Annotated in this window: 12 protein-coding genes; 4 read left to right on the top strand and 8 right to left on the bottom strand. The window is 68.6% G+C overall.

The genetic code is table 11. The features are described 5' to 3' along the window. Positions 1–73: 73 nt before the first annotated feature. Positions 74–997: a carbon-nitrogen hydrolase family protein gene (locus DIE03_RS08990; RefSeq protein WP_124449452.1), complete on the top strand. Its 924-nt coding sequence runs from the start codon at positions 74–76 to the stop codon at positions 995–997. 82 nt (positions 998–1,079) lie between these two features. On the opposite strand, the gene DIE03_RS08985 is transcribed toward DIE03_RS08990, so the two are convergent. The 8 genes from DIE03_RS08985 to DIE03_RS08945 all read right to left on the bottom strand — a co-directional run bounded on the left by DIE03_RS08985 (position 1,080) and on the right by DIE03_RS08945 (position 10,277). Then, positions 1,080–1,766, bottom strand: coding sequence for a YafY family protein (locus DIE03_RS08985; RefSeq protein WP_034182756.1), 687 nt, complete (start codon positions 1,764–1,766; stop codon positions 1,080–1,082). Between the two features lie 73 nt (positions 1,767–1,839). Beyond that, positions 1,840–2,244, bottom strand: coding sequence for a VOC family protein (locus DIE03_RS08980; RefSeq protein WP_124449450.1), 405 nt, complete (start codon positions 2,242–2,244; stop codon positions 1,840–1,842). Positions 2,245–2,603: 359 nt separating this feature from the next. Further along, positions 2,604–3,905, bottom strand: coding sequence for a class I SAM-dependent RNA methyltransferase (locus tag DIE03_RS08975; protein WP_124449448.1), 1,302 nt, complete (start codon positions 3,903–3,905; stop codon positions 2,604–2,606). Between the two features lie 154 nt (positions 3,906–4,059). After that, positions 4,060–6,183, bottom strand: coding sequence for a site-specific recombinase (locus DIE03_RS08970; RefSeq protein ID WP_124449446.1), 2,124 nt, complete (start codon positions 6,181–6,183; stop codon positions 4,060–4,062). Positions 6,184–6,651: 468 nt separating this feature from the next. Further along, positions 6,652–7,377: a membrane integrity-associated transporter subunit PqiC gene (locus DIE03_RS08960; protein ID WP_124449444.1), complete on the bottom strand. Its 726-nt coding sequence runs from the start codon at positions 7,375–7,377 to the stop codon at positions 6,652–6,654. Next, a complete protein-coding gene (locus tag DIE03_RS08955; protein WP_124449442.1) occupies positions 7,374–8,993 on the bottom strand; it encodes an intermembrane transport protein PqiB in 1,620 nt (539 codons plus the stop codon). The genes DIE03_RS08960 and DIE03_RS08955 overlap by 4 nt, the downstream gene beginning before the upstream one ends. Beyond that, a complete protein-coding gene (locus tag DIE03_RS08950) occupies positions 8,986–9,615 on the bottom strand; it encodes a paraquat-inducible protein A (RefSeq protein WP_124449440.1) in 630 nt (209 codons plus the stop codon). Before DIE03_RS08950 ends, DIE03_RS08955 begins: the two co-directional genes overlap by 8 nt. Further along, entirely contained in the window at positions 9,612–10,277 is a 666-nt protein-coding gene (locus tag DIE03_RS08945; RefSeq protein ID WP_124449438.1) for a paraquat-inducible protein A, read from the bottom strand. Before DIE03_RS08945 ends, DIE03_RS08950 begins: the two co-directional genes overlap by 4 nt. 258 nt (positions 10,278–10,535) lie before the next feature. Between DIE03_RS08945 and DIE03_RS08940 the strand changes: the two genes are divergently transcribed. The 3 genes from DIE03_RS08940 to DIE03_RS08930 all read left to right on the top strand — a co-directional run bounded on the left by DIE03_RS08940 (position 10,536) and on the right by DIE03_RS08930 (position 12,318). After that, positions 10,536–11,096, top strand: a complete 561-nt coding sequence (locus tag DIE03_RS08940) for a cytochrome b (RefSeq protein ID WP_124449436.1) — start codon at positions 10,536–10,538, stop codon at positions 11,094–11,096. Positions 11,097–11,104: 8 nt separating this feature from the next. Further along, positions 11,105–11,665: a YceI family protein gene (locus tag DIE03_RS08935; RefSeq protein ID WP_124449434.1), complete on the top strand. Its 561-nt coding sequence runs from the start codon at positions 11,105–11,107 to the stop codon at positions 11,663–11,665. Between the two features lie 71 nt (positions 11,666–11,736). After that, positions 11,737–12,318 carry a YceI family protein gene (locus tag DIE03_RS08930; protein ID WP_006476873.1) on the top strand — a complete coding sequence of 194 codons (582 nt, stop codon included), beginning with the start codon at positions 11,737–11,739 and terminating at the stop codon, positions 12,316–12,318. The last annotated feature ends 11 nt before the right edge of the window (positions 12,319–12,329 follow it).

The following is a 12,329-nucleotide window of genomic DNA, read 5'->3' as shown; positions in this document are numbered from 1 at the left end:
ATCTTTCTATCGATTTGATCGATGACATCTTATCGATAAAGATGGCGGCATCCCATTCACCGGAGTTGCCACCATGTCCACGTCAGTCATTGCCGCATTGCAGATCGGTGCATCGCCCGCCGGCACGCGGGCCACGCTCGACACGATCCTCGGCTACGAAACCGCGATCCGCGACAGCGGCGCGTCGCTCGTCGTGCTGCCCGAGGCCGTGCTCGGCGGCTATCCGAAAGGCGAGATCTTCGGCACGCGGCTCGGCTACCGGCTGCCCGAAGGCCGCGACGCGTATGCGCGCTACGCCGCGCAGGCCATCGACGTGCCGGGGCCCGAGACCGACGAGCTGGCCGCGCTGTCGCAGCGCACGGGCGCGAGCCTCGTGGTCGGCGTGATCGAGCGCGGCGGCAGCACGCTGTACTGCACGGCGCTGTTCTTCGATCCGCGCGACGGGCTCGTCGCGAAGCACCGCAAGCTGATGCCGACCGGCACCGAGCGGCTGATCTGGGGGCAGGGCGACGGCTCGACGCTCCCCGTCGTCGAAACGGCCGCCGGCCGCGCGGGTGCCGCGATCTGCTGGGAGAACCACATGCCGCTGCTGCGCTGCGCGATGTACGCGAAAGGCGTGCAGATCTGGTGCGCGCCGACCGTCGACGAGCGCGACCTGTGGCAGAGCTCGATGCGGCACATCGCGCATGAAGGGCGTTGTTTCGTCGTGAGCGCGTGCCAGGTGCAGCCGTCGCCGCGTGCGCTCGGCATCGACGTGCCGGGCTGGGACCCCGAGCGGCCGCTGATCCGCGGCGGCAGCGTGATCGTCGGGCCGCTCGGCGACCTGCTGACCGAGCCGCTGGTCGGCGAGGCCGGGCTCGTGACCGCGCGCATCGATACCGACGAACTGGTGCGGGCGCGCTACGACTTCGACGTCGTCGGCCACTACGCGCGGGCCGACGTGTTTTCGCTGCACGTCGACGAGCGGCCGAAGCGGCCGGTGGTGTTCGGCGGGTAATGCAGGAAGGGCGGGCGCCGCACGGCGGCACCGTCGGACGAACGGCGGCGGCGCGCAACCTCGCGCCGGCCGCCGTACCGCGTCAGCGCATCGGCGCTTCCGCGATCCGCATGTAGTCGGCGATCCGCCGTCCTTCCATGTCCGGAAACTGCTCGTGAACGGTGATGTCGCCCATCCGCGCGATGTCGAAGGTGCGGAAATCGTCGCGCAGCTCGCACCACGCGCCGATCGTCCAGCGCCCGCCCCAGTAGACGAGCCCGAGCGGCCATACGCGCCGTTGCGAATGCGCGCCGAGCCGGTCGCGATAGCCGAAGCTGACGATGTGGCGCGTGTCGATGGCCTGGTGGATCGCGTCGACCTTCGCGCAGAACGTCTCGTCGATGTGAAACGACGGCGCGAACACGGGCAGGCGGTCGAGCGCCGTGCGCTTGTCGGCCGGCATCGCCGACGCGATCTTCGCGAGCGCCGAGCGCGCGCCGCTCGCGAAGCGCGCACCGCCCCAGGTCTCGAGCATCCGTGCGCCGGTGGCGAGCGCCGCAAGCTCCTCGGCCGTGAACGTGAGCGGCGGCAGGCTCGCGTTGCGGTTCAGCCGGTAGCCGATGCCGGCTTCGCCTTCGATCGGCACCCCTGACAGTTGCAGGTCGCGCACGTCGCGATAGACCGTGCGCGGCGACACCGACAGCCAGTCGGCCAGCTGTTGCGCGGTCGTGAGACGACGCCCGCGCAGCAGCTCGGCGATCTGGAACAGGCGGTCGGCACGACGGGTCATGACAGCACCTCGATTCCTCTGGCGACGGGGACTTCGCGATGATAGCGCCGCGCCGGCCCGCTGACCGGTGCGCTCAGTGGCATTTCGGCGCGTGCAGGCCGACGCGGTTGCCTTCGGTGTCGATCAGGTAGCCGACGTAGCCGTAGTTGTTCGGTAGCTCGACGACCGAGCCCTGCACGACGCCGCCCGCGCGCTTCACGCGTTCGAGCGCCGCGACGACCGATTCGCCGGCGTTCAGGTAGACGAGCACGCCGTTCGCGCTCGGCTTGATCTGCTGCGGATCGAACACGATGCTGCCGCCGGTGCTCGACGCATCGCGATCGAATATCGCCATCGGCACGCCGCCGATGATTTCGCGCTGCAACGTGGTTTGCAGCACGGTTTCGTAGAAGCGGATCGCGCGTTCGAAATCGAGGGACGGGATGTCGAACCACGCGATCGCGCGTTCGAGGGTAGCGGTGGCCGTTGCGGACGTCATGACGAGCTCCTTGTTGCGTTGTTATACGGGGTCGGTTTGGAAACCAGCCTGCATTGCGCCGGGATTGCAGTGTGAGCGCCGGCTGCTGACACCGTATTGTCAGTAGAGTTGTCATCAATCCGGACGAGCCGCACGAGGGCATCGTGAAGCCGACCTGCCCGGTTCGGAGATGGATCGCGGGATTCGCGGCGGCTGGCCGGTCGTGCTGCCGAGCCTGAAGCCGCTGTTCGAGACGGGGCACGCGCTGCGGTTCACGATGGGGCGCCGGGACGGCTTGAAGCACTGACGGCTGCGCAAAAGCACAGGGGCCGCAATAGCGGCCCCCGGGACGTCGTGGCGTGTGGACGCGTGCGGACGGCTTACGCGTCCCCTTCCGGCGCGGCCGGGCGCGCCTTCACGCTGCCGGCGATCAGGTCGAAGCGGAACAGCCGGCATTCGAGCGCACCGTTGAACAGCGGCGTCTTCGCCGATTCGCGCAGCCGCAGCTGGCCCGGCAGCGAACGGTCGGACGTCAGCAGGAACGCCTGCCAACCCGTGAAGCGCTGCTTCAGCGCATCGCCGAGCACGTTGAAGAACTCGCTGTCCGGCGCGTCGGTGTGCGTGCGGCGGAACGCGTCGTCGTTGCCGCGGTTGCGGCCGGTTTCGCGCACCTCGCCGCGTGCGCTGCGGCCGCGGACTTCGATCCGCTCGCCGTACGGCGGGTTCGCGAGGATGATGCCTGGCGTGTCGCACGGCGGCGTCATCCCGCGCGCGTCGACCTGCTTGAGCCATACCGACGGCACGCCCGCGCGCTCGAGGTTCGCGCGCGCCTTCTCGAGCATGTCGCCGGAGATGTCGCTGCCGTACACGCCGAGCGCGTCGTTGCGCTTGCCGCGCGCCGCGCGCTTCGCGTCCAGTGCCGGAACCTTCAGGCCCTGCCACGCGGTGATGTCGTACTGCTTGAGCTTCTCGAAGCCGAACCGGCGTTCGACGCCGGGCGCCACGCCGAGCGCGATTTGCGCGGCTTCCGCGAGGAACGTGCCGCTGCCGCACATCGGGTCGTACAGCGCGGTGCCGGGCGTCCAGCCGGTCAGGCGCAGGATGCCGGCCGCGAGGTTCTCGCGCAGCGGTGCCGCACCCTTGTCGAGGCGCCAGCCGCGCTTGAACAGCGGCTCGCCCGACGTATCGAGGTACAGCGTGCACTCGTTGACGGTCAGGAACGCAAAAACGCGCACGTCCGGCGCACCGGTGTCGATGCTCGGGCGCGAGCCGGTTTTCTCGCGCATCCGGTCGCAGATCGCATCTTTCACGCGCAGCGTCGTGAATTCCAGGCTTTTCAGCGGCGACTTGATCGCGGTGATGTCGATGCGCAGCGTCTGCGTCGACGCGAACCAGCGTTCCCACGGCTGCTCGAGCGCGAGCGCGTAGACGTCCTGTTCGTTGCGGTACGCGCCGTGCGCGATCTTGAGCAGGATCCGGCTCGCGATCCGCGAATGGAGGTTCGCGGCCATGCCGGCGGCCCAGCCGCCGCTGAAATGGACGCCGCCCGGCACCTGCGCGCCCGCGGTGAACGGCGCGCCGTTCAGGTGGCGGCCGGCGATTTCGGCCAGCTCGGCGGCAAGCGCCGCTTCGAGGCCGCGCGGGCAGGGGGCGAAGAATTCGAACAGGGTGGGCGAGGACATAAGGCGGTGAGGACGTGCAAAAGTCCACTATTGTACGCGGCGCGGGCGGCCGGGGCCGGCGTTTCGGCGCAGCGACGCCGGCGCCGCGGCCGATTTCGCGCGCCGGGCGACGATGCGGCGGCGTCCGGCCAAGCACCGCCGCGCCGCCGCGGGCTCAGTGCGAGCCGGACTGGCCGGCGCGCGCGGGCTGGCCGCCGGCCGGCCAGAACAGCGCGAGCGGGTTCGACAGCACCGTGCGGACGATCGCGGCGACGAGCGCGCGCACCTTGGTCGGGCGCAGGCTGCGCGAGCGCACGGCCATCGTGAAGGCGAGCGCGAAGCTCACGAGCACGTTGAGGATCGCCATGCTGAGCACGCCGGCGGCGGCCCACCACAGTTCGGGCGTACTCAGCGCCCCCTTGCCGAGCACGCCGAGCGCGACCCCGATCGAGCCGGCCGACAGCGTCACGTGACGCACCTCGAACGGGAACATGAACACGCTGACGATCGCGGGGATCAGGCCGAGCATCAGGCCGAGGCCGACGTTCGCGACCACGCCGGCGACGTTCGACCGGCAGAAGTGCGCGAGCTTCGCGGCGCCGGCCGCGCCGAGCGTGATGCGCAGGCGGCGGTTGTACGTGAGCGCGTCGCCCACGCGGTGCAGCACGAACCAGTTGTCGGCCCAGCCCGCGAGCAGGCTCGACGCCCACAGCAGCACGCCCGTCAGCGCCGCGTAGAACGGCGTCGGGCCGAGCAGCGAGAACGAGTGCAGCGTCGCATGCGCCTTCTCGGGCGAGATCAGGTTCGCGTGCAGCACGTTGCCCGCGAACAGTTGCACGAGCAGGCACACGGGCAGCACGACGAGCACGTTGCCGGAAATCGCGGCCGCCTGCGTACGGATCAGCGCGATCACCGACGACACGAACGCCTTCACGCCTTCGTCGTGGCCGGTGTCGTCGAGTTCGCGCGCGAGCGTCGGCGCGGTCATCGCGGGCTGCTTGGTCGCGAGCGTGAAGTGCAGGAAGTGCATCAGCATGAAGCTGGCCGCGTAGTTGACGCCTGCGAGCAGCCCTTCGAGCATCGATTGCAGGTGCGCGCCCGTGATCGCGAACTTCACGCAGACGGTCACGACGGTGACGAGGCCGCCGCCCGCGGCCATCCGCAGCATCTTCAGGTACTCGGCGCGGCCGCGCGAGATGTAGTGCTCGCCGGTGTCCGCATTGGTCTCGACGAGCTTGCGCGCGAACAGCGAAAAGTTGCTGCGCACGAGGTGCGTGACGCTCTGGCTGTTCTGGTTCGCATCGACGAGCTCGGCCGTCAGGTGTGCCATCCCGCGCAGGTCGTCGCGCGCCATCCACGCGTTCAGCAGCGTTTCCGCACGCAGGATGCGCATGCGCATCCGCTCGACCTGGAACACGATGTCGACCGACACGCCGTTGCGGTACAGGTGCGAGAACACGTCGTCGACGGCGATCCGGCATTCGTCGAGCAGCACGCGCAGGTAGTTCACCTCGTGCAGCAGCTTGCTCGGGTCGCCGCCGTCCTCGACGGCCGCGTGCGCGGTCTCGACCGCGAGCATCGCGCGCGTGAGGCGGTAGAACGGCTGCGATTCGAGCGGCTTGCGCGCGTCGTCGTCGGACAGCCGGCTGCGCACCGTCTGCGACAGGCCGGTCGAGCTGACCTGGCAGGTCAGGTTGTGCAGTGCGGCCAGCAGGTCGCGCGAGAACGAGCCGGGCTCGTGACGCTCTTCCTCGGTGACGTCGAACGAGATCAGTTCGGCGAGGCGTGCGAGCAGGTCGTCGGGCAGCGCGTCGATCCACTTCGCGTCTTCCGGCGTCGGGAACATCAGCGTGAACAGCGCCGACAGCTCGCGGCGGTTCGGCGCGGGCGGGATCAGCGACGAATCGATCCGCTCGAACAGCGCGCCGAAGAAGCCCGAGTGCACGGGCATGCCGGCGTCGCACAGCAGCGAGATGCCGTCGCACTCGCGCAGGATGCCGCGCAGGATGCGCGCGGCGTGCGCTTTCCAGGCGGGGTTGCGGTCGAGCACGTGGAACAGGTAACGCAGCCGCGCATGGGCCGGATACGCGCGCGTGTCGGCGTCGCGCTCGGCCGGGGTGTCCTGCGCGGCCTGCATCGTGCCGTTGCGGCGCAGCCAGTGCGCGAGCTCGATCAGCCATTCGCTGCGCTCGGCGTACGACGCGTCGGCGTCGGCGTGCGCGAGCAGCGCATCGAGCTGGTGACCGGCATTGCGCGACGCGCGCCACTTCTTGATCAGGGTCGTCAGGGAACGAAACATAAACGGAATAGCGAAAGCCCTGGGCGGGCGGGTTCGGGATGCCGGCCGGGGAAGCGGCACGGCGCCGGGAGAACGGGTGAGACGGGGCCGGTAGCCGGACGATACGCGGCGACCCGCGATGCGGCTGCCCGCTGCGCTGCACGCCGATCGCGTGCGGGCGCCGGGAGGCACGGCGGTCGGGCCGAACGCGGCCCGGCGCCGCTGGCTGCGCGCATGACGAACGGCGCGGGCCGGAAAGTGCGTAGGATCGTCAATCGGGCCGGAAAACGCAAGCCGACCGCGTCGATTGGCGCCGGTTCCGGTCGACTTTGACAAACAATGCAAACTCGCCGTTCGGCCGATGACGGCGATGCACGGGGCCGGTCGCGGCGGCGCGATGCCGCCGGTAACGGCCGGCGATCGCGACCGGATGCGCCACGCAGGAGCGCGCTGCTTCGAACGCTCGCCTGCGCGCTGCCTGCTGCCCGCTTACGCGCCGGACTTGCCCGTCGCGCCGGCGTCGCCGCCCGACGTCGGGTTGGCCGGGCACGGCACGACCGGCGCAGCGGCCGCCTTGCTGCCGGATGCGGGCGTCGTCGCGGCTGCCGCGCCACGGCGCGCCGCCATCGCGCGCACGCCGGCCGCGGCCTGCGTCGCGATCACGTCGAGCGCGTGCCGGTGGCCGGCGACGAGCGCGTCGTAGCCGTCGGCGACCGGTTCCGCGACGCTCGTGCGGCAGGTCATCACGGCCTGCGTGGCGAGCGAGCGCACGCTCCACACGGCATCGACCGCCGCGCGCTTGCCGGGCCACGATTCGAAGCGCTGCACGTTCACGCTGATCCGATACACCGGCACGCCGGGCGGGTATGCGGAATTCGCGACGTCGATCGTGCCGAGCTGCGCGGCGAGATCGTCCGACAGCGCGCGGCGGATCTCGTCGGCGGGCGGTGCCGCCCAGCGTTCCTGCTCGAGCACGTCGACCTGCGCGGCGTTTTTCTGCACGACCAGCTGGTTCTTCGCGACCTGCTCGGGTACGCCGACCGGCGGCACCTCGATCAGGAACGCCGGGTTGGCCGGCGCGGTGCGCACGGGCGCCGCGGCGTCGGCCGGGCTGAGCGTGTAGAACCGCGCGGGCGGCGAGCTGCACGCGGCGAGCGCGAGTGCGGCGAAGGCCGCCGCCGCGCCGCTCGCGAAACCGTTCACGCGTGTCGTCATTGTTTATCTCCTGGCTTGCCCTTGAGCAGCGATTCGGGGTGGCGCTCCAGATAGTCGGCGAGCGCGTTCAGCGACTGCAGCGTGCGCGTGAGCTCCTTCAGCGCGCCGCGCACGTCGGACTGCAACGGCGAATCCTGCTGCAGCGTCGCCTCGGCGGTCGAGAAGGTCTGCTTCGCGGCCGACAGCGTGTCGCGCGCTTCCGGCGCGACCTGCGTGTCGAGCTGCTTGAACAGCTTGTCGGCGTTCGACAGCGCGCTGTTCAGGTTCGCGCCGATCTGGTCGAACGGCACCTTGTCGAGCTTCTTCGCGATGTCGGCGACCTGCAGCTGCAACTCGTCGAGCGTGTTCGGCACGGTCGGCAGCTCGAACGGCAGGTGGGCGGTGTCGATCTTCACGGGCGGCGCCTTCGGGAAGAAGTCGAGCGCGACGTACAGCTGGCTCGTCAGCAGGTTGCCGGTGCGCAGCTGGCCGCGCAGCCCGTGCTGGACGAGCCGCTCGACGATCTCGCGGCGCGCCGGTTCGCCCTTGCTTTCGATCGTCTCGCGGAAGCGGCGGCCGAGGCGTTCCGGATATACGTTCATCGTCACCGGCATCAGGAAGTTCTTCGTCTTCGGATCGAAGTCGATGCCGATGTTCGTCACTTCGCCGAGCACGATGCCGCGGAAGTCGACCGGCGCGCCGACGGCGAGCCCGCGCAGCGACTGGTTGAAGTTCATCACGACCTGCAGCGGCTGGCCGTCCGGGTCGCGCATCGCGTCGCCCTCGTCGGAGCCGAGGCGGAACGTCGTGTTGTTCGGCGCGGTCGTGCCGCTGCCCTGGTTCGGCGGCGTCTGGAACGCGATGCCGCCGAGGATCACCGTCGCGAGCGACTGCGTGTTCAGCTTCAGGCCGCTCGAATCGAGCCGCAGGTCGACGCCGCTCGCCTGCCACCAGCGCGTGTTCATGCCGACGTACTGGTCGTACGGCGCATTGACGAACACGTTGAACGTGACGCCCGTGCCGTCCTTGTCGAGCGAGAAGCCGACCACCTGGCCGACCTGGACGCGGCGGTAGTAGACCGGCGAGCCGATGTCGACCGAGCCGAGCGAATCGCCGCGCAGCACGTACTGCGTGCCTTTCTGGTCGCCCGTGACGGCCGGCGGCGTCTCGAGGCCCGTGAAGTCGGTCAGCGAGTCCTGACCGTGGCCGGCGTCGACGCCGATGTACGCGCCCGACAGCAGCGTGCCGAGCCCCGACACGCCGGTCGCGCCGATGCGCGGCCGCACGATCCAGAAGCGCGAGCCCTTGACCGCGAAATCCTCGGCTTCCTTCTTCAACTGCACCTGGACGAGCACGCGCGACAGGTCTTTCGACAGCTTGATCGTCTTGACCGTGCCGATCTCGACGTCCTTGTACTTGACCTGGGTCTTGCCGGGCTCGAGCCCTTCGGCGCTGTGGAAGCTGATCGTGATTTCCGGGCCGCGCTCGCGCACGGACTTGATCACGAGGCCGATGCCGATCAGCGCGGCAATCAGCGGCACGAGCCAGACGAGCGACGGCAGCCAGCCGCTTTTCGTCGAGATCGCCGGATCGGGCGGTCGGGGCGCGTCTTGCTGCGGGCCTTGTGGACTATTCATGGTGATTCCCTGAGGTTTCGACTGGATCCCAGATCAGGCGGGGATCGAACTGCATCGACGCGAGCATCGTCAGGATCACGACCGAACCGAACGCGAGTGCGCCGGGGCCGGCCGTGATGACGGCGAGCGAACGGAAATGGACGAGCGCGACGGTCAGCGTCACGACGAAGATGTCGAGCATCGACCAGCGGCCGATGCGTTCGACGATCCGGAACAGGCGCGTGCGCTGCAGCGGCCGCCATGTGGCGCGGCGCTGCGCGCTGATCACGAGGATCAGCAGCACGCCGAGCTTGAGCATCGGCACGAGGATGCTCGCGACGAACACGACGACGGCGAGCGGCCAGTCGCCGGAGATCCAGAAATAGATGACGCCGCTCATGATCGTGTCTTCCTGCGCGCCGACGATCGACGCCGTGCGCATGATCGGCAGCAGGTTCGCGGGAATGTACAGGATCGCGGCCGCGAGCAGCAGCGCCCACGTGCGCATCAGGCTGTTCGGCGTCCTGACATGGAGTGCGGCGCCGCAACGTGCGCAGTGCGCGTGCGGGTGGTCGAGCGTCTGCACGAGCCCGCACGTGTGGCAGCTGACATAGCCCTCGCGGGCGGCGGTCGGGATCGTCATCGGCGGGGGGCTTCCGGCAGCGGCGCGGCCGGGTCGGGCTGCCCGGGCGAGCGCCCGGCGCGCAGGTCGTCGGCGAGGTCCCACAGCGTACGGGGATCGAACATCAGCACGACGGCGATCATCAACGTGAGCGCGCCGAACGCGAACAGCGCAGCGTCGGGAACGACCCTTGCGAGACTCACCATCTTCACGATCGTGACGACGATCCCGAGCATGAACACCTCGATCATGCTCCACGGCCGCGCGAGCTCGATCGCGCGCAGCACGAGGTTGAACCCGGGCGGCACGACGCCGCGCCGCATCGGCAGCAGCAGGTACAGCAGCGCGGCCATCTCGACGAGCGGAAACAGCACGGTCGAGCAGAACACCATCACGCCGACGACGGCCATGTCCTGGCGCCACAGCGCGTCGATCGCGCCGATCAGCGTCGTCTGCACGCGGTTGCCGTTCAAGTCCATTTCGAGGATCGGAAACGCCTGCGCGATCGAAAACGTGATCAGCGCGGCGAGCGCGAGCGCGCAGATCCGCTCGATCTGAGCAGCGCTGTTGCGATACAGCAGCGCGTCGCAGCGCGGACAGCGCGCGATTTCGCGGCCGCTGAGGCGCGGTTTGTGCAACAGTGCGTCGCACTCGTGACAGGCAATCAGGTCGTTTCGTTGCATGGAAAAGGCGGTTGTGCGACGGCCGGGGGAACGCGTCGACGGGGCCGGAACCCGCGCCAATCTTACCAAAAGGCCTTTTTCGGTGCGTCAAGGATCGTGAGATTTGTGACCGGTCAGTAACATGACGGGAAGCCGTCAGCCCGCTGACGCGCCTGTTCTCGGAGTCCGCGCGCGTCAAAAGGTTGCGGTAGCATGGCGCCCTTGACAAGCGTCGGACGAATGCCCGGCGCAGCTGTTCGCTGAACTGAGGAATCCAAGATGGCATCGAAATCGCCGCCGGCCGCGCCGGCACGCTACGCGCATACCGCGATCGCGCTGCACTGGCTGATCGCGCTGCTGATCATCTGCGGCTTCGCGCTCGGCTGGGTGATGACCGACATCCCCGGCTTCACGCCGACGAAGCTGAAGTACTTCTCGTGGCACAAGTGGATCGGCGTGACGGTGTTCGCGCTGGCCGTCGTCCGTGTGCTGTGGCGCGCGACGCACGTGCCGCCGCCGCTGCCGGCCGATACGCCGGCCTGGCAGCGCGCGGTATCGCACGGCGTGCACATGCTGCTGTACGTGCTGATGATCGCGATCCCCGTGACGGGCTACCTGTACAGCTCAGCGTCGAACATCCCGGTCGTCTACCTGGGCATCGTGCCGCTGCCGCGGCTGATCGACCCCGATCCGGCGCTCAAGGAAACCTTCAAGACGCTCCACGTGTCCTTGAATTACATTCTGCTTGCACTCGTCGCGATGCACGTGCTCGCGGCGCTCAAGCACCAGTTGTTGGACCGCGACGGCCTGCTGTCGCGGATGCTTCCCTCTGCCAAATGAAGGATCCCATGAAAGTGTCTTTCTCCCGCTCCATGCTGACCGCGTTCGCCGCGGCGGCACTTGTCGCGTCGGGCGCGGCGCACGCCGATGTCGATCTCGCGAAGAGCAAGGTGTCTGCCGTGTCGAAGCAGATGAACGTGCCGACCGAAGGCGCGTTCAAGAAGTTTTCCGCGCAGGTGAAGTTCGACCCGGCGAAGGCCGCGCAGGGCAGCGCGCAAATGACGATCGACGTCGCGAGCTTCGACCTCGGCGACAAGATGTACAACGACCAGGTCGCCGGCAAGGACTGGTTCGACGCCAAGGCGTATCCGCAGGCGACGTTCGTGTCGTCGGCGATCGCGCCGGCCGGCGGCAACAAGTACAACGTGACCGGCAAGCTGACGATCAAGGGCAAGTCCGAGACCGTCACGGTGCCCGTCACGGTCGCGCAAAGCGGCGCGACGCAGACGTTCGACGGCGTGCTGCCGATCAAGCGTTCGGCCTTCAACGTCGGCACCGGCGAATGGAAGGACACGTCGATCGTCGCCGACGAAGTGCAGATCAAGTTCCATCTCGTTGCCACGAAGTAAGCGGCGGGTTGCCGCCTGAACTTCAACTGAATGCCGCGCGAGGGCGCGGCGCCGTTCCCAGGAGAAAAAGTTTGAAAAAGCATCTGATCATCGCCGCCGGCGCGCTGGCCGCTTCGCTGTCGTTCTCGGCCTTCGCCGAAAGCGCGACCTACCAGTTCGACCCGAGCCACACGTACCCGAGCTTCGAGGCCGACCATTTCGGCGGCCTGTCGGTCTGGCGCGGCAAGTTCGACAAGTCGAGCGGCACCGTGACGCTCGACCGCGCGGCGAAGACCGGCACGGTCGACGTGACGACCGACATCGCGTCGATCCACACGGGCAGCGCGAAGCTCGACGAGCACCTGCAGACGGCCGAGTTCTTCGATGCGGCGAAGTTCCCGCAGGCGAACTACAAGGGCACGATCAAGTTCGACGGCGACAAGCCGGTGTCGGTGGTCGGCAACCTGACGCTGCACGGCGTCACGAAGCCGCTCACGCTGAAGATCGATTCGTTCAAGTGCATGCCGCACCCGATGCTCAAGCGTGAAGTGTGCGGCGTCGACGCAGTCGGCGAATTCAGCCGCGACGACTTCGGTCTCGACTACGGCAAGCAGTACGGCTTCAAGATGAAGACGAAGCTGCTGATCACGGCCGAAGCGGTCAAGCAGCAGTAAGGCTCCCCGAC

Source organism: Burkholderia sp. Bp8992 (genome assembly GCF_003853705.1).
In the GTDB taxonomy this organism is placed as follows: Bacteria; Pseudomonadota; Gammaproteobacteria; order Burkholderiales; family Burkholderiaceae; genus Burkholderia.
This window is presented reverse-complemented; position numbering and strand designations above follow the sequence as displayed.

Bases quoted from the DNA above. Each gene is read 5' to 3' on its own strand.
- DIE03_RS08990 (WP_124449452.1), top strand. From the start codon at position 74: ATGTCCACGTCAGTCATTGCCGCATTGCAGATCGGTGCATCGCCCGCC.
- DIE03_RS08985 (WP_034182756.1), bottom strand. From the start codon at position 1,766: ATGACCCGTCGTGCCGACCGCCTGTTCCAGATCGCCGAGCTGCTGCGC.
- DIE03_RS08980 (WP_124449450.1), bottom strand. From the start codon at position 2,244: ATGACGTCCGCAACGGCCACCGCTACCCTCGAACGCGCGATCGCGTGG.
- DIE03_RS08975 (WP_124449448.1), bottom strand. From the start codon at position 3,905: ATGTCCTCGCCCACCCTGTTCGAATTCTTCGCCCCCTGCCCGCGCGGC.
- DIE03_RS08970 (WP_124449446.1), bottom strand. From the start codon at position 6,183: ATGTTTCGTTCCCTGACGACCCTGATCAAGAAGTGGCGCGCGTCGCGC.
- DIE03_RS08960 (WP_124449444.1), bottom strand. From the start codon at position 7,377: ATGACGACACGCGTGAACGGTTTCGCGAGCGGCGCGGCGGCGGCCTTC.
- DIE03_RS08955 (WP_124449442.1), bottom strand. From the start codon at position 8,993: ATGAATAGTCCACAAGGCCCGCAGCAAGACGCGCCCCGACCGCCCGAT.
- DIE03_RS08950 (WP_124449440.1), bottom strand. From the start codon at position 9,615: ATGACGATCCCGACCGCCGCCCGCGAGGGCTATGTCAGCTGCCACACG.
- DIE03_RS08945 (WP_124449438.1), bottom strand. From the start codon at position 10,277: ATGCAACGAAACGACCTGATTGCCTGTCACGAGTGCGACGCACTGTTG.
- DIE03_RS08940 (WP_124449436.1), top strand. From the start codon at position 10,536: ATGGCATCGAAATCGCCGCCGGCCGCGCCGGCACGCTACGCGCATACC.
- DIE03_RS08935 (WP_124449434.1), top strand. From the start codon at position 11,105: ATGAAAGTGTCTTTCTCCCGCTCCATGCTGACCGCGTTCGCCGCGGCG.